The sequence below is a fragment of the Sphingomonas sp. BLCC-B65 genome, assembly GCF_028550675.1.
GTDB lineage: Bacteria > Actinomycetota > Actinomycetes > Actinomycetales > Microbacteriaceae > Microbacterium.
Genome location: NZ_JAQQGL010000001.1, coordinates 1,316,712 through 1,343,416, shown reverse-complemented (window position 1 = coordinate 1,343,416; position 26,705 = coordinate 1,316,712). Strand labels below are relative to the sequence as shown.

Genomic DNA, 26,705 nt, shown 5'->3' with positions numbered 1-26,705 from the left:
GTAGTCCCCGATGTGGCCGTCTACTTCGATTAGCGACCGCTGGCCGACGGACACGTGCCTTCCCAGAACCAGGCCGTGAGGGCTGGATACGAGGCTCCCCGCACCGAGTCGTAATCCCTTGCCGTAACTTACACGACCTCTCACCTGGCGGAATGCTAGGAGTGCTCGAATGAAAGCCTCGATAGGCGCAGGGATTCGGCTGCGGTTTCGGGGGACGCCATCTGAGTCGGTTCGTCTCTGTGACTTCCTTCTAGTCATTTCGGCCATCCATCGTCTCCAAGGTTCTGGCTTCGGTCTTGTAGTGCCGCAAGAAGCCCTGCGGCCATTGCTTCCGCGGAATATGAGGCCTTTACACTCCTCGACAACTCAACTCGATGCTGATGGAGCCTGTTCGCTACTTCCTCAGCCATCGCTTCTGCGAGGCTGGCCGCACTGTTCGCGGTGAAAAACCTGACTCCACCCAGTCTCACGAGCTCGATCTCCGGGGCGTGCGGTTCATCGTCCGCGACAAGAATGGGAACGCCGAAGCCTACGCTTTGGGTGAGGCTTAGGCCAGCGTAGCCCGGAGACACCGCGGCTACAGAGGACTCGTAAAGCTCGAATAGCCTCCCACTATCAGTTATGCTGCCGTGGAAGTGCACTCGGTCCGAGACGTTTAGGGTGTTTGCGAGCCTCTCGAGAGAATCGCGCTCGGCTCCCTCCCCCACGATATCCAAGCGCGCGTCGACTGCCCGGGCCTGCGGATGTGCGATGGCGCGCACGAGCAGATCGACCTTCTTCTCAGGAACGAGCCGGCCGACATATAGGAACGCGGTTGAGTGTCCTGTGGGAATTGCGGGTCGCATCTCCGATGCTGAATACAAGGAGTTTGGTGCCACCCAAACGGGTTGCGTGGGTAGAGCCTTCCGGGCTGGCTGTACACTCCCGTATCCATAGAGGATCGTGCCAGATGCAACGGATCGCATGAAAGTTCGTAGGCCGCGCGTCCGTGATGCGCTGCCTGCTCGTGGGTCGAGGTGGCCCCATGCCAGTGTGCGCCGCCCGAGCGCCCGACGTACGAGGAGTTGCACCCAGGCGTTCAGTGAACGCGGGTTGAGATCGACGACCAAGTGCTCGGCCGCCATAGCCGTCCGCCAACCTCCAAGTTGCACAAGGCCTCGGCTTGCTAACCGGACGTTCCGCACCTTCGTATATAGCTCTGGCGCGATGCCTGTAGTCACCGTTGCGTCTATGTGCCTAGATCCTGCGAATATTGCCGCCTCCTCGCCCAACTCTTGCTTGACCAAGCGTATGCATTCCTGGCGATAGAACGGGAGGACGGCCAGGTACAAGACATATTTAGGTTTCATCGCGTGCTTCATGCCGTTATATCGCGTTCCTTAACGGTTCCACTGTCGTCCCAAATAACGTCAGCTGAGACATCTACATCTACTCTGGATCCAGCCTTGACGATTGCGTTTCTGCCGACCGTGACCCCGCCGAGCACTATGCATCTGCTTGTTATCCATGCTCCGTCTTCAATGACTATTGGACGAGTAATTAGACCCATATCTGTACGATGTCGGTGACTACCCGTCGTCAGGAAGCTCTCCTGGCTGATTACAACATCATGGCCGACACGAATGGTGTTCTGATTGTGGAACCAAACTCCTTCGCCAATCCACGAATCGTCTCCGATTGATAGCTTCCAAGGAAAGCTCACTCGTGTGCGGGGCCTAATTATGACGCCTTGGCCGATACTTGCTCCGAAAAAGCGCAAGACAGCCACCCGTAGCCTGGAACTGATTTGCCATGAGTTTGTGACTATCAAACGCTCGACAATCGCCCACGCATAAACTACGAAAGGTGAGCGGCCCCAGGCGGCCCTTTCCCCTGGCGCGTCTCGAAGAGGGATAATCCTCGTCGTCACTGAAACCTCCTGGCGATGTTCGTGTTTGTGCGGTCGTTTATCGGTGGATGTGAGGTTGCATGGCACGGACTGCGATGAGCACATCACCGTTCTTTAACGACGTGAGCCTTTACGCCGTCTACTATTGGCAGCGTCTTGCAGTTCAACGATCATTCGTGACCATTCATCTATTGCTTCGTCGGCGTTGAATGCCCGCTCGCGAAATGCTCGTGCATTGTCCCCGAGTCTAGAGAGCTCCCCATTGTTAGAGAGAAGTGCGACGAGGGTATCCAGCAGGGCGCTCGGGCTTCCGGCAGGGACCACGACCCCAGCGTCTGCGAGGTGAACCTCGCTCGCGGTTATTCCGTCCACGTCCGTCGCCGCGACAACCGGGCGTCCTGCATCAAAGTAGGAGGTTAGCTTGCTCGGGACGGCCATGGCAGAAACCCCGACCTTTTCGTTGACCAGAAGCACATCGGCGGCTGCTAGCGCAAAACGAAACTCGTCCTCATCGAGCGGAGGCACAAAATTGAGGCGCTCGACGTCGGCCGCTGCTTCGACCAAGGCTCGACGTTGGTTCCCGTCGCCGACGAGAATGAAGGTTATGTCCTCGTCTCTTTCGACCGCGAGCCGAGCGGCTTCCACAACATTCTCCAGGCCCTGTTTGGCGCCCATATTCCCGGCGTGCAGGACAATGCGTGCGTTCTCGTCCCAGCCCAGCGCGGCCCTCGCGGCCCGCTTGGAGGTTGCGCTTCGTGGTGTGAGGTGGGTCCAGTTTCGTACGACGCGAACCTGCTCGCGGTCGACGCCGAGTTGATCCACTAAGTAGTCTGCGAACCGTGGGTGAATCGCGACAACGCGATCCGCCGTACGGAGCGTCCAGGCCTCGACCTGCCTTACGATCCGGGCTGCCAGGTGACTTCCTTGCCCAGTCTCCGCCAGCCCAAGCGTGTATATGTCTTGCACCCAGACAATGACAGGTGGCCGGTTGGGAGTCAGGAACAGACGCAACGCGGCCACTGCCGTGGCGAACATGGACGGTGATAGCGCAATCACCGTTGAATCCCGGGGAATCCGCGCGGTCAGCAACCGCAGCCCGAACGAGAACTCGGAGATCAAACGGCGAACGCCGCGTGGAGGGTCCGGAATGTAGTGGCGTCTCCGGACGAGGTCGACGCCGTCCGTGCTCTCTCTGGCGGTCCACTGCCCGTAGCCATCCCAAACCTCCCACCCGGGGTAGTGAGGATGCCCCACGTGCGCCTGGACAGTGTGCCCCAGCTTCGCGAGTCCCACAGCCAGGGATCCAGCATAGGGCGCGTTGCCAGTCGGCTCCGGGGGGTAGTGGAGGCTCAGCAGGGTCACCTTCGCGCTGGGGGTCATGGGTCCGAACATACCGATCGAATGTGGCGACAGTGTTAAGGGAAGTGCACGCGTTGGCGTGTTCGCGCAAGGTCAAGCCCGTAACACATCCGATTCATTGATTCGCTATCCTGCAGACGGATCTGATCGCCACCGCCGCTGAGAAGCATCCTGCGTGACCTCCCCCCACCCACGATCAAGATAGGCAGAATCTCTTGACCAAGCGCGCACTCATCACCGGCATCACGGGCCAGGACGGCTCTTACCTCGCGGAGCTGCTGCTCGCGAAGGGCTACGAGGTGCACGGCCTCATTCGCCGAGCCTCGACGTTCAACACGCACCGCATCGACCACCTGTACGTCGACCCGCACGACACCGAAGCGAAGCTCTTCCTTCACTACGGCGATCTTTCCGACGGGGCGCGCATGGTCACCCTGATGTCGGAGATCAACCCCGACGAGGTCTACAACCTGGCCGCGCAGTCACACGTTCGTGTCTCGTTCGACGAGCCTGAGCACACGGCTGACACCACCGGCACGGGAACGATCCGTCTGCTTGAGGCGGTTCGACTCTCCGGCATCACGACCCGCTTCTACCAGGCGTCCACCTCCGAGCTCTACGGCGCGACCCCGCCACCGCAGAACGAGGAGACGCCCTTCTACCCGCGCTCGCCGTATGGGGTCGCGAAGCTCTACTCGTACTGGATCACCAAGAACTACCGCGAGGCATACGACATGTTCGCGGTGAACGGCATCCTCTTCAACCACGAGTCGCCCCGCCGCGGTGAGACGTTCGTGACCCGCAAGATCACGCGCGCCGTCGCCCGCATCAAGGCCGGCGTGCAGAAGGACATCTACCTCGGCAACCTCGAGTCGATTCGTGACTGGGGCTACGCCGCCGAATACGTCGAAGGCATGTGGCGCATGCTGCAGGCCGACGAACCGGAAGATTTCGTGCTGGCGACGGGCGTCGGCTACACGATCAAGGACTTCCTCGAGACGGCGTTCGGACACGTGGGCCTCGACTGGCAGGAGTTCGTCAAGTTCGACGAGCGCTACTTGCGCCCCACCGAGGTCGACGCGCTCATCGGCGACCCGGCCAAGGCCGCCGACAAGCTCGGCTGGGTTCCCACGATCGATGGGAAGGAACTGGCCAAGCTCATGGTTGACGCCGACGTGGAAGCACTGGAAAAGGGCGCCGACTGGATCGACACCGTGAAGCTGGCCTCGTGGGGGACTCTGTGAGCGGGGGGCGTTTCGACTCGCTGCGCTCGCACAACGACCGGGGGAGTGGGCTGACGTGGTGACGGCCGTTGACGGCGTCGAGTACACGCCGGGTGAGCTCGACCGCGACGCGACGTTCTACGTCGCCGGTCACCGCGGGCTCGTCGGGTCAGCGATCGTCCGCAGGCTCGAGTCGGCCGGTTTCGAGAACATCGTCGGCAAGACGTCGGCCGAGCTCGATCTCAAGGACCGTGACGCGGTGTTCGCCTACATGGGCGAAGCCAAGCCGAAGTACGTCGTGCTCGCGGCGGCGAAGGTCGGCGGCATCCTCGCCAACTCCACGTACCCAGTCGACTTCCTGAGCGACAACATGCGCATCCAGGTCAACGTCTTGGACGCTGCACTCGCGAACGACGTCGAGCGCGTTCTTTTCCTCGGGTCGTCGTGCATCTACCCGAAGTTCGCCGAGCAGCCGATCCGTGAGGACTCCCTGCTCACCGGGCACCTGGAGCCGACGAACGACGCCTACGCGATCGCGAAGATCGCCGGCATTCTCCAGACGCAGGCCGTGCGCCGCCAGTACGGTCTGCCCTGGATCAGCGCGATGCCGACGAACCTCTACGGCCCCAACGACAACTTCTCGCCGAAGGGTTCGCACGTGCTGCCTGCGCTCATCCGTCGCTACGACGATGCGGCGAAGTCGGGTGCGCCGTCGGTCACCAACTGGGGAACCGGAACGCCGCGCCGCGAGTTCCTGCACGCCGACGACATGGCCGACGCCTGCCTGCACCTGCTGGAGCATTACGACGGCCCTGACCAGGTGAACGTCGGCACCGGCTCAGACGTCACCATCCGCGAGATCGCTGAGACTATCGCGGGTGTGACGGGGTTCACCGGACAGACCGACTGGGATACCTCGAAGCCCGACGGCACGCCGCAGAAGCTGCTCGACGTTTCCAAGCTCGCCGAGGCCGGGTGGACGGCGAAGATCACTCTCGAAGAGGGCATGGAGCGCACAGTCGCGTGGTATCGCGACCACGTCGACAGCATTCGCGAGTAGTCCTGTGTTCCGTCACATCGTGCTCTTTCGTGTGCACGACGATGTCAGCCACGACCGGGTGGAAGAGGCGATCGAGCGTTTGCGATCGCTCGCCTCACTGCCCGGCGTGGTCGACTGGCGCGTGGAGCTCTCGCTCGACGCGCGAAAAGGGCGAGTGATCGTAGAAGATGCCACCTTCGTGGATCAGGGCAGCTTCGAGCGGTTCCGCTTCGATCCACGCCACGTCCACGCAGCAGAAGCGATGTCCCACATCGCCGACTGGTGGAACGGCGATTACGTGATGTGAGCCAGGGGTCACGAATCCGGAGCAATGAGTTTCATCAGCGCGAACAACTCCCGGCATCCGGGCCAGAGGTTTGCGGGCAGTTCGCTGGGCGCGAAGTAGTCGAAGTCGAGACCCTCGTTGCGTGCCTGCGGCGCCCCCTCCGCGACGAGGACGAAGGAGAGACCGATCGCGTGCTTGCGGGGGTCGTCGCCTGACACAGTTCCGTCGGTCGGCGTCAGGTCGGGCGGGAACCACTCGTAGACATAGTCGGGCTGCGGGTTAAGGGGAAGAGTCGGCTCGATGCCGATCGTCTCGCGGCTGTGTCTGCGGATGGCGTCGGCGATCGTCTCCCCGCGCTGGACGCGACCTCCGAGGTGACACCACACCTGGCCGTGAGGCGAGTCGCGGAGGATCAGGCCGAGCTCTCGGCGTCCGCTCTGTTCACGCACCAGCACGAAGTCGACGCAGGCGATCGGCATCGACTCCTCGATGAGGCGATAGGTGTCGGCCGGTAGGAACGTCACGTGACCTCTTTTACGTCCGCCGGTTTACAAGCCGGATACGCATCTCTGATAGGAACAGTCTTGCGTGTTCACCTCCGCTCGCGCACCGTCCCCCCAACTTGGAGCTCCTATGAAGCTGTCCGTCATCGGTTGTGGTTACCTCGGCGCGGTGCATGCTGCGGCGATGGCGTCGATCGGTCATGAGGTCGTCGGCATCGACGTCGACCAGCGCAAGATCGATGCGCTTTCCAAGGGTGAGGCGCCGTTCTTCGAACCAGGACTGCAGGAGATCCTGACGGCGGGTATCGCGGCCGGCAACCTCCGCTTCACGACTGACATGGCCGAGGCCGCGGGCGCCAAGGTGCACTTCGTCGGTGTGGGAACGCCGCAGCAGAAGGACAGCTACGCCGCCGACCTCACGTACGTCAACGGCGCATTCGACGGGCTGTTGCCGTACCTCGCTTCCGGTGACATCGTCGCCGGAAAGTCGACCGTCCCTGTCGGCACCGCGGCAAGCCTTGCTCCCCGGGTGTCGGAGACGGGCGCCACGCTCGTGTGGAACCCCGAGTTCCTCCGCGAGGGCTATGCGGTGCAAGACACCGTGGACCCCGACCGCCTCGTCGCGGGCGTGCCGGCCGGCGAAGAGGGCGAGATCGCGGCATCCGTCCTGCGTGAGGTCTACCACCCCTCCGTCGCTAAGGGCACGCCGTTCATCGTGACCGACTACGCTACCGCCGAACTCGTCAAGGTGTCGGCGAACGCCTTTCTCGCGACCAAGATCAGCTTCATCAACGCCATGGCAGAGATCGCCGAGGTCACCGGCGCCGACGTCACCCAGCTGGCCGACGCCATCGGCCACGACGCCCGCATCGGGCGTCGCTTCCTCGGCGCCGGCATCGGATTCGGCGGCGGATGTCTGCCGAAGGACATCCGCGCGTTCTCCGCCCGTGCGGAGGAGCTCGGACGCGGTGAGTCCGTCGCGTTCCTGCGTCAGGTCGACGAGATCAACCTGCGCCGCCGCGACCGCGCCGTGCAGCTCGTGGTCGACGGTCTCGGCGGCTCGGTCTATGAGAAGAAGGTGACGGTGCTCGGCGCGGCGTTCAAGCCGCACTCCGACGACATCCGCGACTCACCCGCTCTCGACGTCGCCGTGCGTCTGCACGGACTCGGAGCTAACGTCACAGTCACCGACCCGGCGGCGATTGAGAACGCGCGCCGCGTCCACCCCCAGCTCACCTACGTCGAAGACCGTGACGAGGCCATTCGCGATGCCGATGCGCTCGTGCTCGTCACCGAATGGGATGAGTACCGTCGTCAGCTGCCTCCCGAGCACGCGTCGTCGCTCACCGACGGCCGCGTGGTCGTGGACGGGCGTAATGGGCTCGACGCTGCCGCGTGGCGCGCCGCGGGGTGGGCGTATTACGGGATGGGGCGGCCGTAGGGGGTGACCCGGCAGAGGCCGACGTGACTGAGCACACACACGACGACGCCGACCGCGCTGCGACGATCTCTCGCGGGATCGACGCGCGTACGTTCACCTTCTTCGCGGCGGGCGCTGTCGTCATCGCAGTTCTTGCCACCCTCGCCACACGGTTCATTCCGGCCTTTCCAGAGATGTCGGACGTGGTGGCGGCGAGCCCTTCTTCGCGCGCCGATTATGAGCGACTTCGAAGCCTGTACGAGTGGCTCGAGGCTGCGATGACCGGTCTGTTGGCCGGTGCATCTGTGCTTCTGGCGGCGACGATCTGGGCGAAACCGGCCCCGGGCGAAGCGGACGCCTCTTGGCGAAGAAAGCTCACTGCCCTCACGGTTGTATCGCTGATACTCGCCGCGTTTCCGCTCGTCTACTGGGCTATTCGGAGTACGCCATTTGCGGCGTCGGCGGATGTCCTCTGGTGGCTGCTGATCGCTGGGGGAGCGGTTCTCGTTATCGCAGTGTGCGTCGTTGTTCCGTACGCTTTGCTTCGCCCGATCGTTCCTTGAGCGGATGTCGCTTTCTCCGGCCTAGATTGCCTTCTTGATTATTCACGGTACCGCTCCCATTGCCGTGATTACGCGGGTGGGAGTACGTTCTGATCGAGCTGGGGAGAGTCGATGACGAACGCGCAACCGGGGTGGTATCCCGACCCGAACAAGGCGGACACGGTCCGGTGGTGGGACGGCACGGCGTGGACCGCGCACGTCGCCGAGAAGACCGGGGCCGCGGCATCCGCAGACACCGCGGTGTCGACGGCGGCGACACCGAAGGGTCCACGGCGGGGGCTCTCGCGCCGCACGAGCATCATCGTCGGCGCGGCGGCGGTGCTGGGCATCGCGCTCGTCGGGGGAGCGGTCAACGCGGCCACGGTCGCCGCACGCTCGGCGGCCGAACAGAACGCTCCGGTCGCGTTCGTCGCGGCGACCGGCACGGCAGCGGCATCCACCCCCACCGCCACCCGCACGCCCACGCCGACGCACACGCCGGTCGTCACCACCCGCGACGAGGCCGTCACCGAAGCCGTGCCGTTCGAGCGCACGTCGGTGGACGACTCCACGATGGCGCAGGGACAGAGCGCGGTCACGACCGCGGGACAGAACGGTGAACGCACGCGCACCTACCGCGTCACCCTCACCGACGGAAAGGAGACGAAGCGTGAACTCGTCTCCGACACCGTCACCGTGCCGCCCGTCACCGAGGTGACGTCCGTCGGCACCTATGTCGAGCCGGCCGCTCCTCCGCCCGCCGCCGCGCCCGGAGGCTGCGACCCGAACTATGCCGACGCCTGCGTGCCCATCGCCAGCGACGTCGACTGCGCGGGCGGAAAGGGCAACGGTCCCGCCTACTTCGACGGCGTCGCGCGCGTCGTCGGCCGCGACATCTACAAGCTCGACGGCGACGGAGACGGCTGGGCCTGCAACGGCTGAGGCGTAACGGCGGGGGAGACGGCGCTGCGGAAGAAGTCGGGCCACTCGCCACTCATCTCACCCAGGCCCACAACATCGGCCGCATGCGGCTCGAGAGACCGCGCGATCGACCGGACGTCGTTCGGAGTATCGGTCGATCGGCGCAACGCTCCACGGAGAAATGCGCCAAACGACGCGCTGTCGAGCGCGGGCGTCTGCACGTGGCCGCGTGAGTCGCCCGCGGGGCGCGTGCCACTGAACAGTCGCACCTCGGGGTGGCTGTACAGCACGGCGGTCTGAATCCACGACACCTGATCGTGTTCCGCCTTCAGCATCCGCGACAGGTGCGCGGCCTGCGCGCGAGCCTGCGCGCGCGGTGACGGGCGCAGATCGACGCTCAGCGGCGTGTTCCTGCCGCCGCGCAGCTGAATCGCGAACGACGACGGAAGCTCCAGGGATGCCGAGACCGGCGCGAGCGCGGGATGAAGCGTCGCCGGATCGACATCGTCGAAAATCACACCCCGCCAGTGCTTCGCCTCGACCACCACGATCGTCTGCGCCGTCACGAGCAGATGATCGATCTGCGTGACGAACGGCGCACCTCCTTCGTCGGCGGTGAGGAGAAAGATGTTCGTCACCAGCGCCCCATCCACCTGAAGGACCGCCGCCTCGCGGCGGATGAACTCCCGTGATGTCTGCTCCCACTTCATCCCGTGGCTGAGCTGAGCCAGCAGCGCATCGACCTGCTCGCCGCGGAGGATGCGCTCCGCCTCGAGCGCGTTCACGCTCATCGCCTCCTGCTGCTGGAGACGCGCACGAACGGCCGCCGCGGACGCCTCGTGAGCGGCGAGCTCTGCCCGGTGAGCGCGCTCGGCATCGTCCAGCCGGCGCCGCAGACGCGACCGAACGGCGACGGCCGCGCCGGTTGCGGCTGCCACAGCGGTGAGGGCGACGATGAGCAGGATGACGTGCAGCGGCGTCTCTGCGGGCGTGGCGACGGCGGATGTGGCGAGTACGGTGTTCATTCTCTCCCTGACGGATCGTGCGGTGGTGCGCGCGGGCGCCCCGTTCACACAGAGAGATGTCGCGCGCGTCGGTTCATGACGCGACATCGGTGGCGTCGATGTCATTCTCATCATTCGAACAAATGTCCGAGGGTGTCGCTACCCTTGAGGCATGGAAGAGACCACGCCGATGAGCGCAGACAGCGACCAGCTGTCCGCGCTCGCGGCTCTGGTCGCCGAGACCGAGACGGTGCTGGCAGAGGTCTCGGCGGCCCAGGCGGCTGAGGTGCGGCTGCTCGCGCGCGCCGGCCAACTCGCCGAGCGTCAAGCCGCCACCCAGCGGGGCTCCGTGCGCGTGCATGACATGGCCCTGCGTTCGATCGCCGCCGAGCTCGGCGGTGTCATGCGGGTGACTGACCGCACGGTGCAGCAGCGCATCGGAGAGGCGCGCGAACTCGTCGAGAGCTACCCCGCCACCCTTGAGGCGTGGGAGACCGGGCGCCTCACCCGCGCCCACGTGCGGGTGATCCTGGATGCCGGGGCGTGCGTGCCTGCCGATCGCAAGGCTCCGTTCGAGGCGGAGGCGATTCGGCTGTGCGCCGGCGACACCCCCAACCGGGTACGTTCCGCGGTCGAGATCCTCGCCGAGCGTTGCGCCGAACGCTCATTCACCGAACGGCACGCGGAGGCGAGCCGCGGCCGACGGGTACGGGTGGTGCCGGGCGCCCAGGGCATGTCCGACCTCATCGCGACGGTTCCGACCGTCATCGCGGAAGGGGTCATGGACCGCCTCACGCAGCAGGCGACGGTCATCATCGATGCGCGCACTCCCGACGACGACGACCCGCGCACGACCGATCAGGTGCGTGCCGACGTGCTCAGCGACCTGCTGCTGACGGGCGCGCCGGCGCTCGATCCGACCGCCTACGGCGACGGGCCGGGAACGCTCGGTGCGATCCGCGCCCAGGTGCAGGTCATCGTGCCCGCCCTCACCCTCCTCGGCGCCGACGAGGGACCCGTCGACCTGGTCGGGCGCGCACCCATCGACGCCGCCACCGCGCGGTGCCTCGCGGCCGAGACCCACTCGCTCGCGCGCGTGCTCACGGATCCCGTCGACGGCACCGTCATCGCGGTCGACCGGTACCGCACCGCCGTACCGCAGCGGCGATTCCTGCGCGCCCGCGACCAGCACTGCCGTTTTCCCGGATGCCGCCGCGCGGCCATCCGCTGCGAGATCGACCACACCATCGACCATGCCCGGGGTGGACCTACCGCGCTGTGGAACCTCGCCCACCTGTGCCAGCGGCACCATTCGATGAAGCAGTTCACCGCGTGGAGGGTGCGACAACATCCCGGCGGCGTTCTGGAATGGACATCTCCGACCGGCCGCCTCTACCGCGAAGACGCACCCGTGCCGCCGGTCGCGTTCATCATGAGTCCTGCGCCACCGCCGGTACCCACCGACACCGCACCGCCGTTCTGATTCGCACGCTGGCCGTCCGGCATGCCGTGCACCGGCGCGCGGTCGTCAGAACCGCGGCGCGGCGCCGTCACGACAGCGGTGCGGCGGCGTTACGACAGCGGTGCGGCGCCCTCCGACAGGGTCGACGCCGTCACGCCCGGAACGTCCTCGAGGGCGTAGTACACCGGCAGGCCGCGCGCCTCGGCGATCGCGACGTCCTGATCCGCACCGCGCGACGCTCCCGGCAGGCGCAGCACCGCATCGCAGCGCTGCAGCAGGCGCTCCGCCGTCGGGTACATCACCTCCGCGGCCAGCGGGTCGGTCGGGCCCGTCGCCCCCGCGCTGTCGAGCACCGGCAGCGCCACCCATTCGCCGATCATCGGCAGATGACCGGCTCGAAACAGCGGCCACGCCGCAGTCTCGAGCCGTTTCAGGTTCTTCGCCATCAGCGCGGGGTCACCATCGGTGCCGGACGCGTAGGGGCCGGCGATCAAGATCATCAACGACGTACTCATGTCGGCTACACTAAGACACAACGTGCAAAAACAAGAAAGAACGTGAATGCTCGCCGCTGCCCGCAAAGACCTCCTGCTCGACCGCCTCCGCCGCGATGGGCGCATCGTCGCGAAAGAGATCGCCGCCGAACTCGGCCTCTCCGAAGACAGCATCCGTCGCGATCTGCGCGACCTCGATGCCGCCGGCCTCGCCGTGCGCGTCTACGGCGGCGCCCTGCCCGCCTCGCCCGCCGTCGTCGACTACGCCTCCCGCACCGCCGTCGCCCCCGACAGCAAGCGCCGCGTCGCCGCCGTCGCGGCATCCCTCATCGAACCCGGCGCCACCGTCATCCTCGACGGCGGCACGACCAGCCTCGCCCTCGTCGACGCGCTCCCGCGCACCCAGCCCGGCACGGTCATCACCCACAGCCCCACCATCGCCGCCGCCCTCCTCGACCACGTCGTCGACGTCTTCCTCATCGGCGGCCAGCTGTTCAAGCACTCCGCCGTGGCCTGCGGAGCCGCCGCCGTCGAAGCGGCCAGCCGCATCAGCGCCGACCTCTTCTTCGTGGGCGTCACCGGCATCCATCCCACCGCCGGACTCACCACCGGCGATGCCGACGAAGCTGCCATGAAACGCGCGCTCGCCGCCCGCGCCGCCGACACCTATGTCCTCGGCAGCGACGAGAAGATCGGCACCGCCTCTCGGTACGAGGTGCTCGCTCTCGACGCCGTCACCGCGATCATCGCCGACGTCGCCGAAGCCGACCCGACCGCACGCGCACTCGCCGCGCGCGGCGTGACCCTGCTGCACGCACGCTGACTCAGACGGCGATCATCACCAGACTCGCGATCGTGCCGACCGGGTGGTCGGGCCGCACCGACAGCGTTGCCTGATTCGCCCGCACGGCATGGCGCGGCGCGAACGCCGGATCTCGCGTCGCCGTGCGGTGATCGGCAGCGCCCATGAGGTGCGCCAGCTGTCGCCGTCGCTCCTCGTCCGTCGTGTGCCGCCCGTCGTCGGCCACCGTCACCGTCGTGCGGTGATGATCGCGATGTGCGCGCACCACGATCCGGCCCGCCGTGCGGCAGTGCCCGATCGCATACGACAACAGGTCGGCGAGCACCTGACGCAGCTGCGTCTGCTCGAACCGCACGCTGCCGCAGCCCTCATCGATCACCTGCAGCGTCACCCCTCGGGCCCCTGCAACGCCGAGGAACACGGCGCACACGTCCGAAAGGGCCGCCGACACCTCGGTGGCGGGTATCGACCGCGCGACGTCCTCACGAGCCGTGCGGAACAGATCGTCCACCACGTCGACCAGCTGCTCCGTCGCCCGACTCAGCCGCCCGCCGATCTCACCGGCCGGGGAGTGCGATTCGAGCAGCTCGGCATAGCCGGCCACCGTCGTCAGGTGACCACGCAGGCGGTGGGCGGCATCGCGCAGGAAGTCGTCACGGATCCGCGACGCCTCGAACACCGTCGTCATATCGCGCGCCACGATCACCGCGCCCCGCCTGGCGCCGCGCTGATCTCGGAACGGGCGGGCGGTGATCGACATCGCGCGCTGCTCGGCCCCTTCGCCCACCCACGTCGTATACGGAATCGCGTTGCCCGTCGACGCCACGTGGTGCAGGAGCTGCGGCCCCACCGCGATCGGCGTGGTCCGGTCGGCGTGGAAGAGGCGCAGGTCGCGGTACTCCGCGCCGGCGCTCAGGATCTCGGGCAGCCCGGCCCGTGCGAACGCGTCGCGTGCCGGGCCGTTCAGGCGCAGGGGGATGCCGCGCTCATCGGTCACGATCACCGCTTCGCCGACGATCTCGTTCAGGGCCGACAGCACGAGCAGCCCGTCATCGCAGGCGCGGCGCGAGAGGCGGCCGCGTCCGCGCGCCGTCGATCCCGTGCTCCTCCTCGCCATGCTCATGGGTCCTCTTCCGTGCTCGCCACGGTGTGCATCCCCCTCGACGGTTCTAGCAGAGGGCTTCGCCCGGCTCCGAGCGCAGCGGCGGCAGTTGTAGGTGGAATCACCGACGCGTTCTGCGCTGCCGTGCGCGAACTCGCCGTCTTCTTCGTCATTTTCGACGGCGAGCCGCACGAGTGCGTGAAGATGGTCGTCGGCGGGGGGCCACTCGACAGGAGAATGCACATGTCACGCCCGTGCCCCCGATCGCTCCGCCTCCACGTGATCCCGCGATCGTGACGGGGCAGCTCCGCATCCTCGACGTCATGGTCGTCGAGGATCAACCGCTCTTCCGCGAGATGCTCGCCGTGCTGTTGGCCGATCAGAACGGCCTGCGCGTCTCCGCCGTCGCCTCCTCGGCGCAGAGCGCCCGCAACACCGACGTCCGTACGCTCGATGTCGCCCTCATCGACCTGCGCCTGCCCGACGGCGACGGCATCCGGCTGGGCCGGGAACTGCGGCTTCGCCGCCCCGGTCTCGGCATCCTCGTGCTCTCCGCGTCCGACTCGATCAGCACCCTCCTGGAGGTTCCGGGCAGCGAGGCCGCCGGGTGGGGCTTTCTCTCCAAGAACTCCTCGCTGTCGGCATCCGCGCTCGTCTACGCCATCCGCGCCGTCGCCGCCGGGCGCACCGTGCTCGACCCCGCGATCCGCGCTCAACGCGAGATCCGCCGCAACAGCCCGCTCACCCGGCTCAGCCGGCGCCAGCGCGAAGTGGTCGCCCTCGTCGCCGAGGGCTTGACCAACGCGGCGATCGCCGACCGGTTGGGCATCTCGCCCCGCTCCGTCGACGCGCACCTCAACGCGGCCTACGGCCTGCTCGGCATTCCGGCCAGTCGCGAGCGCAACCCGCGTGTCGAGGCGGTGCGCAGTTACCTGCAGCACACGACGTCGCCCTGGACCTCGGCGGGATGACCCGGTCGCGCCCCTCGCGCGACGTGCGTGCGGATGCCGTGACCGACCATCGGATCGTCCTGGTCGCGACGGCGGCGGCCACCCTCGCTGTCACGATCTACACCAGCCTGCAGGGCTGCCTGCTCAGCGGCTGCCCCGCCGTCGCCGGCGGAGGCGTCGCAGTGTGGGCGACGGTGGGCGCGGCCGTGGTCGCACCGGTCGTCATGCTGTCGGCCGTGCACCTTCTGCGGCCCGAGCGCTACGGCTACCTCGCCCGGTGCCTGTCGGTCGTCGCGATCGCGGTCGGAGCGGCCCTCACGCTCGCAGCCGCTCGAGCGGTTCTCGCGGCGACTCTCGCGCCGGATGCCGTCGCGCCGACCAGCATCGGCGAGTACGTCAGCGCCGCGGTGGCGGCGGCATGCGCGGTCGGTCTCGGACTCGTGCAGGTGGACGTCGCCCGCCGCATCCGCCACGCCGAGCGGGAGCAGTCGATCGCGCAGGCACGCGCCGCGGGCCTGGTCGCCGAACTGCAGGAGGAGGAACTGCGCCTGCGTTACGAGCTCGCCGAGACGATCCACGGCAGCGTGCAGGGCACCTTCGTCGTCATGGAGGCGCGGCTGCGGCACCTGGCACTGTCGACCGCACACGCCGATGCGGGAGTGGCCGGCGAGCTGCACGCGGTCGCCGACCAGCTCCAACGGCTGCGCGAGAGAGAACTGCGCGCGCTCAGCGGACGGCTCTACCCCGTCGACCTCGAGCGCGGGCTCGCACCGGCCGTGCGTGCGCTCGTCGTGCGCCTGCCGCCGTCGGTGGCCGTCACAGCGCCCGACGACGCCGTCTTCTCGGCTTTCGAGAGCCGTCTCTCGCACGAAGCCCGCGTTCTGGTGGTGCGGGTCATCGAGGACGCCCTCTCCAACGCGCTTCGCCACGGCTCGGCCGACCACGTCGTCATCTCGGCGCGCGAGAGCGGCGGCATCCTGCTCGTCGTGGTCGGCAACAACGGGTCCGCGCCCCCGGCGACACCGACACTGTCGGGGCTGGCGCGCCTTCGGAGACGAGCGCAGGTGCTCGGCGGAGAGCTCGTGCTCGAAACGCTCCACGGCGGGCGCTCCCGCACCGGCGCCCGCCTGAAGCTCACGCTGCCACTGAGTGCGGAGAGTGCCGGGGATGCCGCGGCATCCGCCTCCGCCACAGCAGCACCGCACACACCGCCCCCTGCACCATGACGACCGCGCTGATCGTCGACGCGATCACCCCCGCAGACTGATCCGCCGCGGTCAGCAGATCGAAGCCGGCGTGCCAGAGCACCACGGGAACGATGCTCCACCGTGCGCCGGCCGTCATCCACGACAGGACGAACGATCCGAGCACCAGAGCCAGCATCCAGCCGACGATGCCGGCGCCCATCGCCTGATACGTCGGGTTGAAGAAGAACGCCGGAGCGTGCCAGACGATCCAGACCACGGCGACCAGCACCGACGCCCAGAACACCGTGACGCGCTCCGCGAGCGCGGGAAGCAGCCATCCGCGCCACCCTGCCTCCTCGCCCAGGCCGAACGTCGCCGCCCACACCAGTGCGACCAGAGGCCAGGGCAGGCCCGGCAGCTTTGCGGTGGTGCCGAAGGCGGCCGGGTCGGGCCAGCCGCCCACGGCGAACGCAGCGGTGAAGAAGCCGATCAGGTAGTACAGCGCCGGCATCCCCAGCGCGGCGAACCACCAGAACCCGCCGAACCGCAGGCGCAGGATGCGTCGCGCCCACCGCGCCACAGCCGCCGGCCCCGCCGCGAACCAGGTCGCCGCCACCGCTCCGACCGCCGGTCCCACCGACGCGATGAAGAACGTGGCCGGTACGGCGTCGAGCGTGCCCGACGGCGCGGTGCGCGCGTCGACGAGAAGCGGCAGCCACAGCCCCCAGGTGACGGCGAAGGTGACGCCCAGGAACACCGCCACGGTGCCGTGCCGCGCGGGCGCCGCGATCCCCGCCGCTGGGTACGCGCTCATGCGTCGAGTCAACTCCGCCCCTTGCGGCGCAGCCAGCGGTCGCGGCCGTGTCAATCCGTCGTCGCGGGAACGCTCCCAGTCCGACCGCGCGATCGCCGGTGTCTGCGCCCCTACGTGCTTCCACGTAAAACTCTCGTGAAATCGCGGATTTCCGTCGATGGGCAGTTTCGCGCTGAGACACAATGATGCTGCGCCTGGTCTTGGGGCCCGGCGCGACCCTTCCGTTTCTGGGAACGGAGCACTTTCTGCAGCGCTGCGCCTCCCTTGCCGGATGCGCCGGGCCTGCGGTCGGCGGGTCGCATCTTGGGGAAATGAGGAGTGACGATGAGTCGAGCCGGCGACGCTCGCATTGTGGAGATCTACGTCAACGCGCACTGGCAGCCCGCGCCCTCGCGCCGTTACCTCGATCCGCCCACGGCTCGCCAGCTGCGCGCCGAGGGCATCACGATGGTGCGGGTCGCCCCCAGCCTCTGGAGTCGCATCACCGGCCGCGCCGCCGGTCTCGCCGGTCGCGACATCTCCGTCGCCCGCTACCTCGCGACCACCACGCACCGCGGCGGCGACGCCACCAGCCGGGCGTGACCGACCGGCCGCGCTCGGTGCGCGTGCTCGTCGTGGAGGGGCAACCCCTCCTTCGCGATCTGCTCGCGCGTCTCATCGATCAGCAACCGGGCATGCGTGCCGTCGCGCTGTGCGACTCGGCCCGCGCGGCGATCGAGGCGACCGAACGCGCGATCGACGTGGCCCTCATCGGCCCGCACGTTCCCGACGGCGGCGGGGTGCCGCTCGGCGAAGCTCTGCGTGCCCGATCGAGCCGCCTCGGCATCGTCGTGCTGGCGGCGCCCGAGACGCGGGATCTTCTGCGCCGCGTGCCGGCGGAAGACGCGGCCGGCTGGGCCGTGCTCTCCAAGAACCTCTCGCTCACGTCCCCGGCTCTCGTGTACGCCCTCACGTCGGTCGCCGCCGGACGCCGCGTGCTCGATCCCGCCATCCGGGCGGAGAGCGTCGAATGGCGCGAGAGCCCGCTGTGCCGCCTCAGCGCCCGCCAGCGCGAGGTGCTCTCCCTCGTCGCCGAGGGTCTCAGCAACACGGCGATCGCCCGGCGACTCGCCCTTTCGCCCCGCTCGGTCGAAGCGCACCTGCGGGCGGCGTACGCCGTGCTCGGCGTGGGGTCCGACCCCGCACGCAATGCCAGAGTCGATGCCGTGCGCGCCTATCTCGCGCACGGGGGAGCCGAGCGCGAGACCGCGATGGGTGAGATTCCTCTCATCTAGCCCCACGAGCCGCCTCGGGTGGTCGATGATGGGCGTGCCCCATCCCCATGCGGTGACGAACCCCAGATGTCACCAATGGAAGGCGGTCGCCCTGCCCCTGCCGGGGGGCTGGCGCAGGGCGACCGCATCCCTCCGCGCTGGGCCGGTGCTCAGGTCGTCGGAGGTTCGGTCCGCGCTCGGGCGAGCGTCTCCGCGAAGACGGCGAGCACGATGCCGAGGCAGGCCCCCGCCGTGTTGGCGACGATGTCGAGCACGCTCGGCGTGCGCGCGGCCAGCGCGATGGCCTGGCCGGTCTCGATCGTGACGGTCGTGAGGAACGCGATCGGCATCACCAGCCACCGATCGCGCGCGAGAATCAGCGTCAGAAGGAAACCCAGCGGCACGAACAGCAGGATGTTCGCGCCGAACTCGATCCGCGCGTAGGTCAGCAGCGGGAAGAGCCGCGTCACCGCTCGCAGCAGTGGCCCGGCCCCGGAGTCGACGGGAACGGGCCAGAATGCGATCAGCGCGAGCGCGATCACGTACGCTGACAACCACGCCCGGGCATTTCGACCCCACCCCGTCAGTCGCGTCTGCCAGGTCGTCGCGAGACGCCCACCGAGTGGGGGAGAACCGGCCTCTTTCGTCATCGGGCTTCCCTTCTACCGGGTCGCCCCGTCGCGACGAGAATACGGGCGAATTATAAGGAATTCCCTCTCCCCTCCATGTAGACGAATGGTTACACTGACTACTACTTGGGGGTAGGAATGGTGGGGTTGAGCTAATGGCCCGGCGGGAGCCGCGCGCGATCAACGTGGTGTCAGCGTACTGGGACACCGCCGGAAGTGGCCGCTTCTTCACGCGCTGGAGCGCGGTCGTGTCGCTGCCCGTTTCGGCGCTTCTGCTCGTCGCCATCGTCGAGGGCACCCGTGACGGCTATGTGCAAGGCATTGCCGCGGCTGTGCTCAGCTGGGTCGTCCTCGCCCTTCCCGTTCTCGCCGTGGCTGCCGCCGAACGCCGAATGCGCGATCACCGCTCTCGTGCGCTCCTGGTCACCGTCACGCTGCTGCTCGTCGCGACCGCGCGTCCGATCCTCAACGAGACGTTCATCCACCTCCTCTACAACGGCCGCTCCGGCGGCGTGTGGGCGGCGCGCATCGGCACCAACGTCATCGTGGCTTTCGGCCTGTTCACCCTCGTCGCGATCATCACCACCCAGTACCAGCAGACCCGTGCGACCGCCGACCGTCTTGCCCACGCTCTGGGCCGCTTGGATGCCGCAACCGAGCAGGTCGTCACCGACGATCGTGACGCACGTCTGGTCATCCGCGGCCTCGTCGCGGAGCTTCGGGCCGAGCGCGACGCCATGCTGGCGCGGGTGATCGACTTCGACGCCGTGCGCGACTTCTCCGAACGCGTGCGCGCCGCGAGCCACCGCCTGGAGGAGATGGCCGCCGCCAGTGCGCCGGTTCCCGCGCTGTGGGCGCCGCGGTCTCGCGCCGCTCGGCACCGTCACGGGCTCGAGCGGCTTCAGCCGACGCCGCTGCTGTGGGTCGGGGCGCTCTACCTGCTCATGGCTGCGCCGTATCTGCTCACGGTGGGAGACGTCTCCGATGTCGTCATCGCCGGCGTCGCCGTCTTCCTGCTCGATCTGGCTGCCGGCGCCGTGCTGCGCGCGGCGCCGATCCACAGCCGACGTGGCCGAGGCGTGATCTTCCTCCTCGTGTGGACGTTGGCGGGAATGACGTCCGCCGTCGTGGGACGTCTCCTGCTCCCGGCGACCGGGGCGCTGATGATCATCCCGGCGTTCGCCATGCCGCTCGCGGCGATCGTGCTCTCCCTCGCGATCGACACGTATCGCTGGGCGCGCACCGACGAGGCCGATGCCACCCGAGAGCTCGCCCGTGCGGCGGGTGACTTCGCCGACCGCGTGCGGCGAGCGCAGGCTCCGTTGCTGCACGCGGCATCCACCCTCCACGGGCGCGTGCAGGGGCGCTGCGTGATCTTCGCCGCTCGCGTCGACGAGAATCCGCCGACGGCCGACGACATCGCCCAGTTCCGTGTCGAGACCGACCGGGCGCTCGACGAGGTGCTCGTGCCCGTGCCGATGTCGGAGATCGAGACGGTGGGCGCCTTGCGGCGGATGCTGGCGGGGTGGGAGCCGATCATGGTGCTGGAGACCCGCATCGACGACGCCGCGGCGTCGGCCGTGGACGGTGCCGAGGCCGCCCCCATCGTCTCGGAAGTCGTCAACGAGGCCCTCGTCAACGCGGTCAAGCACTCCGGTGCGCGCGCGGCGCGGATCGACATCTCCACGGATGCCGGGGGAGACCTCCACGTGCGCGTCGCATCGGCCGGTGAGCTGCCTCGCGCGGTCATGCCCGTGCGGCCCTTCGCGGGACGAACGCTTCTCTATCAGGACGGGCGCGACGTCGTGCTCGAGTCGACCCTGCCGGCGACCCTGATCGCGGCCCCCGCCTGACTCCGCACGTCATCTGGCCGTCGCCCGGCCGACACAGAGCGATCCTCTGCGGGCGCTATGCTCGCCCTACGCGCGCGTCCTCGGACGCCTCGGAGCAGACCCCCCTTCACGCCCCGCAGGAGATCGCATGTCCATTCGTTACAAGGCCGTCATCCCCGCAGCGGGTCTCGGCACGAGGTTCCTTCCCGCCACCAAGGCGATGCCCAAAGAGATGCTGCCCGTCGTCGACAAGCCGGCCATTCAGTACGTCGTCGAAGAGGCGGTGGCCGCCGGCATCCGCGACGTGCTCATCATCGTCGGCCGCAACAAGAACAACATCGCCAACCATTTCGACTCGGTCCCCGAGCTCGAGACGGCGCTGACGACGAAGGGCGACACCGCCAAGCTCGGCAAGGTCGCCCACTCGTCGCAGCTCGCCGACATCCACATCACCCGCCAGGGCGAACCGCGGGGGCTCGGGCACGCCGTGTCGCGAGCGGCCTCGTACGTCGGCGACTCCTCGTTCGTCGTCATGCTCGGCGACGACCTCATCGATGAGCGCGACCCGCTCCTTCCGACCATGCTCGCGGTCCATGAGCGCACCGGCGGTGCCGTCGTCGCGCTCATGGAGGTCGATCCCGAACAGGTCCATCTCTACGGTGTCGCCACCGTCGGAGCTCGCGGCGACGACGGATCGGTCCGCATCCTCGACCTCGTCGAGAAGCCCACCCGCGAGGATGCCCCCTCAAACCTCGCTGTCATCGGCCGCTACGTCCTGGGGCCGGAGGTGTTCGGAGTGCTCGCGCACACCGAGCCCGGCAAGGGCGGCGAGATCCAGCTGACCGATGCCCTCCGTGAACTCGCGGCCGATCCGGACGGGCCCGGCGTGTACGGCGTCGTCTTCAGCGGACGCCGCTACGACACCGGCGACCGGGTCGACTACATCAAGGCGATCCTGCAGCTCGCCTGCGACCGCGACGACCTCGGGCCCGAGCTGCGTCCGTGGATCAAACAGTTCGCCGCCGGCCTCGACGAGACGGCCGTTTCTCCGGCTCCGCCTGCGGTGGAGACGGCCTGATCCCGGTAGTCTGGTACCGACAACACAGGAACGGTGAGCTTCGCCTGCAGAGCCTGTCCCCCCAACCCCCGGTAGTGTCCCCACACGACCGGTTGGCGGTCGCCGACCCCCCGCGTGCGGCCGCCGCGACCGAGGAGCCGGAGTATCCCTTCGGCTCCTCGGTCGCCCTTTTTTCACGGCACGTATCGCGTCGCCGTGCCCGCGTCGTCTCGACGGGTTTGGCGGTGATGACCGCGTAGCGTAGACTTTCCCTTTGGTGCTCGTGCTGCCTGCGGCCGACGCCACGAACGTGAGCCCTCCACTGGCGTGTTCACCTCCGCGGATCTCGTACCCGCGCAGCGAACCACCCCGGAGCGGGATTCACGAACCTCTCCGTTCGAATCAAGAAAGCAGCACTACTGTGACGCGCACCTACACCCCCAAGGCCGGTGAAGTGACCCGCGAGTGGGTCGTCATCGACGCGACCGACGTCGTTCTCGGACGCCTCGCCTCGCACGCCGCCGCCATCCTCCGCGGCAAGCACAAGCCCACCTTCGCGAACCACATGGACACCGGTGACTTCGTCATCGTCGTCAACGCCGAGAAGGTCGCCCTCACGGGTCAGAAGCTCCAGAAGAAGATGGCCTACCGCCACTCGGGCTACCCGGGCGGGCTCACGGCCACCTCGTACGCCGAGCTCCTCGAGAAGAACCCGGTCCGCGCCGTCGAGAAGGCGATCCGCGGCATGCTCCCCAAGAACAGCCTGGGTCGCCAGCAGCTGTCGAAGCTGAAGGTCTACGTGGGCGCCGAGCACCCGCACGCGGCCCAGCAGCCCACCCCGTACACCTTCGGCCAGGTCGCTCAGTAAGCGCGCCGAGAGACATAAGGACAACTCATGGCGAAGATCGCTGACTCCATCGAAGAGAACACCCTCGACAACGCGGAGAGCTACACCACCGAGAGCGCTCCGGTCGAGGCCGCTGCCGCGCCCCGCCCGGTGCTGTCGGTTCCCGGTGCCGCCGTCGGCCGCCGCAAGCAGGCCATCGCGCGCGTCCGCCTCATCCCCGGCTCCGGCACCATCACGGTGAACGGCCGCACGCTCGAGGACTACTTCCCCAACAAGCTGCACCAGCAGCTCATCAACGACCCGTTCACGGTGCTCGACCTCGCGGGTGGCTACGACGTCATCGCGCGCATCTCCGGCGGCGGCCCCTCGGGTCAGGCCGGCGCGCTGCGCCTGGGCATCGCCCGCGCGCTGAACGAGATCGACGCCGAGAACAACCGCCCGACCCTCAAGAAGGCCGGCTTCCTCTCGCGCGACGCCCGCGTCAAGGAGCGCAAGAAGGCCGGTCTCAAGAAGGCCCGCAAGGCTCCGCAGTACTCGAAGCGCTAAAGCTTCATGGCGCTGTTCGGGACGGACGGTGTGCGGGGCCTGGCCAACGGCCCCCTCACCGCCGACCTCGCGCTCACCCTGGCCCAGGCGACTGCCGTCGTCCTGGGCCAGGGCCGTATCGCCGAGGCGCGAAAGGCCGCGGGCAAGCGGCTCACCGCCGTGATCGCGCGCGATCCTCGCGTGTCCGGTCAGTTCCTGTCGGCGGCCGTCGAAGCGGGGCTCGCCTCGTCGGGCGTCGACGTCCTCGACGCGGGAACGCTGCCCACGCCGGCGGCTGCCTACCTCATCGGTGACATCGACGCCGACTTCGGCGTCATGATCTCGGCATCCCACAATCCTGCCCCCGACAACGGCATCAAGATCTTCGCCCGCGGCGGCGTCAAGCTCCCCGACGAGGTCGAGCGACGCATCGAAGAGGCGATGGCGGGGGAGAAGCTGCGTCCCACCGGTGGCGACGTCGGGCGCGTGGTGCGCTTCTCGGATGCCGAAGACCGCTACGCGATCCACCTGCTCGCGTCCCTGCCGCACCGCCTGGATGGGCTGCACGTCGTGCTGGACTGCGCGCACGGCGCGGCATCCGGTGTCTCTCCCGAGACGTTCCGCAACGCCGGGGCGAAGGTGACGGTCATCGGCGCCGATCCCGACGGCGTCAACATCAACGACGGCTACGGATCGACGCACCTCGAGAAGCTGTCGGCCGAGGTCGTGCGCACCGGCGCCGACGTCGGCATCGCGCACGACGGCGACGCCGACCGGTGCCTGGCGGTCGACGCCGACGGGCGCGTGATCGACGGCGACCAGATCATGGCGATCCTCGCCGTCGCGATGAAGCGCGACGGGCGGCTCAAGAACGACACGCTGGTGGCGACCGTCATGAGCAACCTCGGCCTGCACCGCGCGATGGCCGCTCAGGGCATCACCGTCGAGCAGACCGCGGTCGGTGACCGGTACGTGCTCGAGCGGATGAACGAGGGCGGCTTCTCCCTCGGCGGCGAGCAGAGCGGTCACGTCATCATGAGCCGCTACGCCACGACCGGCGACGGCGTGCTCACCGGGCTGCACCTGTGCGCCGAGATGGCGCGGACGGGGCGTTCGCTGGCCGATCTGGCGTCGGTCATGACCGTCTTCCCCCAGGTGCTGATCAACGTGCGCGGGGTCGAGCGTTCCCGCGCGACCGACGCCGACGTCCTCGCCGGCGTGCAGGTCGCCGAAGCGGCGCTCGGCGACAGCGGGCGGGTGCTGCTGCGCCCCTCGGGAACCGAGCCGATGGTGCGCGTCATGGTCGAGGCCGCCTCGCAGGGCGATGCGCAGCGCATCGCCGAAGAGCTCGCCGACATCGTCCGCGGCTGAGGCGGCGATCGGCGCAGATTACGCGCCGGTAAAACGTTGTCGGCGCTCTGGCGCTGTGCTCGCGCGGCGCCCTAGCCTGAGCCTGCACTCACTACCCATCCCCGAGCCCTGACCCGACAGGATCGGGGCTCTGCGGGCATGACGACTGGGGTGCGCGGCCCCTCCGTCAGCGTTCCCCCCGACGCACCCCCCGACGGAGGGGCTGCTCCCCTCGATCCGCCGGCGACGGCGACGCTCAGGCCGGTTCCTGCCAGCTCAGCGACTCGATGTACCGCAGCAGCACGCCTTCGCGCAGCGCCCAGGGGCTCACCTCGAGTTCGTCGACGTCGAGCGCCGTCATGGCCGTGTGCAGCACCACGGCGGCCGCGACGATCTGGAAGGTGCGGTCGGCGGTGATGCCGGGCAGCTCCTGACGGGCGGATGCCGGGATGCGTGCCAGCCGCGGAATCCACGAGCCCAGCGCTCCCCGGGGAAGCAGCATCCGCTCGCTGCCGCTCCACCCCGGAACGGGATAGCCGGCGAGCTTGGCCAGCGACCGGATGGCCTTCGAGGAGCCGACGACGTGGTTCGGTCGCGGCTGACCGGACATGCGCGCGGCGACGGGCGCGAGCACACCCCGCGCGTGCTCGCGCAGCACCTCCACGGCGTCTTCGCCGGGCGGGTCGTGGGGGAGGAACTCCACCGTCGTCCTTCCCGCGCCGAGAGGGACCGATGCGGCCACGTCGGGCAGCTCGTCCGCGCCGGCGGCGATCTCCAGCGATCCGCCGCCGATGTCGAAGAGCAGGATCTGCCCCGCCGACCAGCCGAACCAGCGGCGCACCGCGAGAAACGTGAACCGCGCCTCCGACTCGCCGCCCAGCACCTGCAGTTCCTGGCCGAGGGCCGCCTCGATCCGCGCGATCACGTCGGCGCCGTTCGTGGCCTCGCGCACCGCGCTGGTCGCGGTCGCCAGCAGCTCGACGACGTTCTCCGCCTGGGCGACGGCGCGGGCCTGCGCGACGGCATCCACGAGCGCCTCCACACCCGCCTCGCTGATCGCGCCGTCGGGCTCGAGATAGCGCATGAGACGCAGCACCGTGCGCTGGCTCGTCGTGGCCTGCGGACGCCCGCCGGGATGGACATCGGCGACGAGCAGGTGGACGGTGTTCGAGCCGATATCGAGGACTCCGAGACGCATGGGTTCAGCGTATCCACAGATAGAGTGGGCCCGATGTCCACCGAAGACGAGACGACGATCGACTCGCTGTACCGCGAGATCGGGCGCGCAGACTGGGCACGCCTGGCCGCCGGCATCCCCGCTCCGCTCACCGAGACCGAGGTCGTTCAGCTGCGCGGTATCGGCGATCGGCTGGATCTCACCGAGGTGCGCGAGGTCTATCTGCCGCTGAGCCGGCTGCTGAGCACCTACGCCGAGAACACCCAGCGCCTCGGCGCCGAGACCGCCGCCTTCCTCGGCGAAGCCGACTCGACCACGCCGTTCGTGGTCGCCGTCGCCGGGTCGGTCGCGGTCGGAAAGTCCACCATCGCACGGCTGCTGCGCGAGCTGATGAGCCGGTGGCCGGGAACGCCCCGGGTGGAACTGGTCACCACCGACGGCTTCCTCTACTCGAACGCGGAGCTCGAGCGCCGCGGCCTCATGGAGCGCAAGGGCTTTCCGGAGTCGTACGACCGCCGCGCACTGGTCAGCTTTCTCACCGAGGTCAAATCCGGCGCCGCGGAGGTGCGCGCCCCGTTCTACTCGCACGTCCGCTACGACATCGTCCCCGATGCGCATGTCACGGTCCGTCGCCCCGACGTCGTCATCGTCGAGGGCCTGAACGTGCTCTCGCCCCCGCCGTCGCCCCACGACGTCGCCGTCAGCGACCTCTTCGACTTCTCGATCTACGTGGATGCCGACGAAGCCGACATCGCCCAGTGGTACGTCGACCGCTTCCTCGCCCTGCGCCGCGGGGCGTTCAGCAACCCGAGCTCGTTCTTCAACGTGTTCGCCGACCTCTCCGACGAGGAGGCCGTCACGACGGCCCTCGGCTACTGGAACGAGATCAACCTGCCCAACCTCCGCGAGAACGTGGCGCCCACGCGTCACCGCGCCACCCTCGTGCTGAAGAAGGCGGCGGCGCACGCGGTGGAGTCGGTGCGCCTGCGCAAGCTCTGACGGCGACATCCGCCGAATTCACGGCGTTTGTCAGGGCTCC

Annotated in this window: 28 protein-coding genes; 18 read left to right on the top strand and 10 right to left on the bottom strand. The window is 68.2% G+C overall.

The genetic code is table 11. The annotated features are described in order from the left end of the window. Positions 1–254: 254 nt before the first annotated feature. From PP359_RS06470 to PP359_RS06460, 3 genes are all read right to left on the bottom strand, one after another. A complete protein-coding gene (locus PP359_RS06470; RefSeq protein ID WP_499250144.1) occupies positions 255–845 on the bottom strand; it encodes a glycosyltransferase in 591 nt (196 codons plus the stop codon). A 512-nt stretch (positions 846–1,357) separates the two neighbouring features. Then, positions 1,358–1,549 carry an LbetaH domain-containing protein gene (locus PP359_RS06465; RefSeq protein ID WP_499250814.1) on the bottom strand — a complete coding sequence of 64 codons (192 nt, stop codon included), beginning with the start codon at positions 1,547–1,549 and terminating at the stop codon, positions 1,358–1,360. A 453-nt stretch (positions 1,550–2,002) separates the two neighbouring features. Further along, positions 2,003–3,268: a glycosyltransferase family 4 protein gene (locus PP359_RS06460; protein ID WP_488249360.1), complete on the bottom strand. Its 1,266-nt coding sequence runs from the start codon at positions 3,266–3,268 to the stop codon at positions 2,003–2,005. Positions 3,269–3,462: 194 nt separating this feature from the next. Here PP359_RS06460 and gmd point away from each other — a divergent pair, with 194 nt between their 5' ends. Genes gmd through PP359_RS06445 form a run of 3 tightly spaced genes read left to right on the top strand, consistent with a single transcriptional unit; the run spans position 3,463 to position 5,816 of the window. Continuing rightward, positions 3,463–4,491, top strand: coding sequence for a GDP-mannose 4,6-dehydratase (gmd, locus tag PP359_RS06455; protein ID WP_295820590.1), 1,029 nt, complete (start codon positions 3,463–3,465; stop codon positions 4,489–4,491). A gap of 58 nt (positions 4,492–4,549) precedes the next feature. Further along, on the top strand, positions 4,550–5,530 hold the full coding sequence (locus PP359_RS06450) for a GDP-L-fucose synthase family protein (protein WP_204948153.1): 981 nt from the start codon (positions 4,550–4,552) through the stop codon (positions 5,528–5,530). Between the two features lie 4 nt (positions 5,531–5,534). Beyond that, the gene (locus PP359_RS06445) at positions 5,535–5,816 is read left to right on the top strand and encodes a Dabb family protein (protein WP_499250143.1); all 282 of its coding nucleotides are present in this window, start codon (positions 5,535–5,537) and stop codon (positions 5,814–5,816) included. Positions 5,817–5,824: 8 nt separating this feature from the next. On the opposite strand, the gene PP359_RS06440 is transcribed toward PP359_RS06445, so the two are convergent. Further along, positions 5,825–6,319 carry a DUF4916 domain-containing protein gene (locus tag PP359_RS06440; RefSeq protein ID WP_499250142.1) on the bottom strand — a complete coding sequence of 165 codons (495 nt, stop codon included), beginning with the start codon at positions 6,317–6,319 and terminating at the stop codon, positions 5,825–5,827. 109 nt (positions 6,320–6,428) lie between these two features. Here PP359_RS06440 and PP359_RS06435 point away from each other — a divergent pair, with 109 nt between their 5' ends. The 3 genes from PP359_RS06435 (at position 6,429) to PP359_RS06425 (ending at position 9,202) form a co-directional block, all read left to right on the top strand. Then, complete coding sequence (locus tag PP359_RS06435) at positions 6,429–7,739, top strand: UDP-glucose dehydrogenase family protein (RefSeq protein ID WP_499250141.1); 1,311 nt, start codon at positions 6,429–6,431, stop codon at positions 7,737–7,739. 23 nt (positions 7,740–7,762) lie between these two features. Beyond that, the gene (locus PP359_RS06430) at positions 7,763–8,281 is read left to right on the top strand and encodes a hypothetical protein (RefSeq protein ID WP_499250140.1); all 519 of its coding nucleotides are present in this window, start codon (positions 7,763–7,765) and stop codon (positions 8,279–8,281) included. Positions 8,282–8,392: 111 nt separating this feature from the next. Beyond that, a complete protein-coding gene (locus PP359_RS06425) occupies positions 8,393–9,202 on the top strand; it encodes a G5 domain-containing protein (protein WP_499250139.1) in 810 nt (269 codons plus the stop codon). On the opposite strand, the gene PP359_RS06420 is transcribed toward PP359_RS06425, so the two are convergent. Further along, a complete protein-coding gene (locus tag PP359_RS06420) occupies positions 9,157–10,206 on the bottom strand; it encodes a nuclease-related domain-containing protein (protein WP_499250138.1) in 1,050 nt (349 codons plus the stop codon). The two genes, PP359_RS06425 and PP359_RS06420, sit on opposite strands and share 46 nt — an antisense overlap. Positions 10,207–10,357: 151 nt before the next feature. Here PP359_RS06420 and PP359_RS06415 point away from each other — a divergent pair, with 151 nt between their 5' ends. After that, the gene (locus PP359_RS06415; RefSeq protein WP_499250137.1) at positions 10,358–11,668 is read left to right on the top strand and encodes an HNH endonuclease signature motif containing protein; all 1,311 of its coding nucleotides are present in this window, start codon (positions 10,358–10,360) and stop codon (positions 11,666–11,668) included. 89 nt (positions 11,669–11,757) lie between these two features. Here the strand turns inward: PP359_RS06415 and PP359_RS06410 are convergent, their stop codons facing one another. Next, on the bottom strand, positions 11,758–12,162 hold the full coding sequence (locus tag PP359_RS06410; RefSeq protein WP_239498529.1) for a DUF4406 domain-containing protein: 405 nt from the start codon (positions 12,160–12,162) through the stop codon (positions 11,758–11,760). A gap of 46 nt (positions 12,163–12,208) precedes the next feature. On the opposite strand from PP359_RS06410, the gene PP359_RS06405 reads away from it, so the two are divergent. Then, the gene (locus PP359_RS06405) at positions 12,209–12,964 is read left to right on the top strand and encodes a DeoR/GlpR family DNA-binding transcription regulator (RefSeq protein ID WP_112932447.1); all 756 of its coding nucleotides are present in this window, start codon (positions 12,209–12,211) and stop codon (positions 12,962–12,964) included. Position 12,965: 1 nt separating this feature from the next. Here the strand turns inward: PP359_RS06405 and PP359_RS06400 are convergent, their stop codons facing one another. After that, complete coding sequence (locus PP359_RS06400; RefSeq protein WP_499250136.1) at positions 12,966–14,066, bottom strand: sensor histidine kinase; 1,101 nt, start codon at positions 14,064–14,066, stop codon at positions 12,966–12,968. Positions 14,067–14,338: 272 nt separating this feature from the next. On the opposite strand from PP359_RS06400, the gene PP359_RS06395 reads away from it, so the two are divergent. Beyond that, positions 14,339–15,016: a response regulator transcription factor gene (locus tag PP359_RS06395; protein ID WP_204359830.1), complete on the top strand. Its 678-nt coding sequence runs from the start codon at positions 14,339–14,341 to the stop codon at positions 15,014–15,016. Then, positions 15,013–16,221: a sensor histidine kinase gene (locus PP359_RS06390; protein ID WP_499250135.1), complete on the top strand. Its 1,209-nt coding sequence runs from the start codon at positions 15,013–15,015 to the stop codon at positions 16,219–16,221. Before PP359_RS06395 ends, PP359_RS06390 begins: the two co-directional genes overlap by 4 nt. On the opposite strand, the gene PP359_RS06385 is transcribed toward PP359_RS06390, so the two are convergent. After that, a complete protein-coding gene (locus PP359_RS06385) occupies positions 16,130–16,996 on the bottom strand; it encodes a CPBP family intramembrane glutamic endopeptidase (RefSeq protein WP_499250134.1) in 867 nt (288 codons plus the stop codon). The two genes, PP359_RS06390 and PP359_RS06385, sit on opposite strands and share 92 nt — an antisense overlap. A gap of 324 nt (positions 16,997–17,320) precedes the next feature. On the opposite strand from PP359_RS06385, the gene PP359_RS06380 reads away from it, so the two are divergent. Together PP359_RS06380 and PP359_RS06375 are read left to right on the top strand one after the other, a co-directional pair. Continuing rightward, entirely contained in the window at positions 17,321–17,578 is a 258-nt protein-coding gene (locus PP359_RS06380) for a hypothetical protein (RefSeq protein ID WP_112932452.1), read from the top strand. Beyond that, a complete protein-coding gene (locus PP359_RS06375; RefSeq protein ID WP_036318294.1) occupies positions 17,575–18,270 on the top strand; it encodes a response regulator transcription factor in 696 nt (231 codons plus the stop codon). Before PP359_RS06380 ends, PP359_RS06375 begins: the two co-directional genes overlap by 4 nt. A gap of 149 nt (positions 18,271–18,419) precedes the next feature. On the opposite strand, the gene PP359_RS06370 is transcribed toward PP359_RS06375, so the two are convergent. Next, positions 18,420–18,791: a VanZ family protein gene (locus tag PP359_RS06370; protein WP_499250133.1), complete on the bottom strand. Its 372-nt coding sequence runs from the start codon at positions 18,789–18,791 to the stop codon at positions 18,420–18,422. Positions 18,792–19,033: 242 nt separating this feature from the next. On the opposite strand from PP359_RS06370, the gene PP359_RS06365 reads away from it, so the two are divergent. The 5 genes from PP359_RS06365 to glmM all read left to right on the top strand — a co-directional run bounded on the left by PP359_RS06365 (position 19,034) and on the right by glmM (position 24,510). Then, positions 19,034–20,731 carry a sensor histidine kinase gene (locus PP359_RS06365; protein WP_499250132.1) on the top strand — a complete coding sequence of 566 codons (1,698 nt, stop codon included), beginning with the start codon at positions 19,034–19,036 and terminating at the stop codon, positions 20,729–20,731. A 127-nt stretch (positions 20,732–20,858) separates the two neighbouring features. Further along, positions 20,859–21,788, top strand: coding sequence for a UTP--glucose-1-phosphate uridylyltransferase (locus PP359_RS06360; RefSeq protein ID WP_294946201.1), 930 nt, complete (start codon positions 20,859–20,861; stop codon positions 21,786–21,788). A 400-nt stretch (positions 21,789–22,188) separates the two neighbouring features. Further along, positions 22,189–22,635, top strand: a complete 447-nt coding sequence (gene rplM, locus PP359_RS06355) for a 50S ribosomal protein L13 (protein WP_005050409.1) — start codon at positions 22,189–22,191, stop codon at positions 22,633–22,635. A 27-nt stretch (positions 22,636–22,662) separates the two neighbouring features. Beyond that, positions 22,663–23,160 carry a 30S ribosomal protein S9 gene (gene rpsI, locus PP359_RS06350; protein WP_005050408.1) on the top strand — a complete coding sequence of 166 codons (498 nt, stop codon included), beginning with the start codon at positions 22,663–22,665 and terminating at the stop codon, positions 23,158–23,160. Positions 23,161–23,166: 6 nt separating this feature from the next. Then, positions 23,167–24,510, top strand: a complete 1,344-nt coding sequence (gene glmM, locus PP359_RS06345) for a phosphoglucosamine mutase (protein WP_036318298.1) — start codon at positions 23,167–23,169, stop codon at positions 24,508–24,510. A gap of 235 nt (positions 24,511–24,745) precedes the next feature. Here the strand turns inward: glmM and PP359_RS06340 are convergent, their stop codons facing one another. Next, positions 24,746–25,687, bottom strand: a complete 942-nt coding sequence (locus PP359_RS06340) for a Ppx/GppA phosphatase family protein (RefSeq protein WP_135948544.1) — start codon at positions 25,685–25,687, stop codon at positions 24,746–24,748. A gap of 33 nt (positions 25,688–25,720) precedes the next feature. Here PP359_RS06340 and coaA point away from each other — a divergent pair, with 33 nt between their 5' ends. Next, positions 25,721–26,665 carry a type I pantothenate kinase gene (gene coaA, locus PP359_RS06335; RefSeq protein WP_005050402.1) on the top strand — a complete coding sequence of 315 codons (945 nt, stop codon included), beginning with the start codon at positions 25,721–25,723 and terminating at the stop codon, positions 26,663–26,665. Positions 26,666–26,705: the final 40 nt, after the last annotated feature.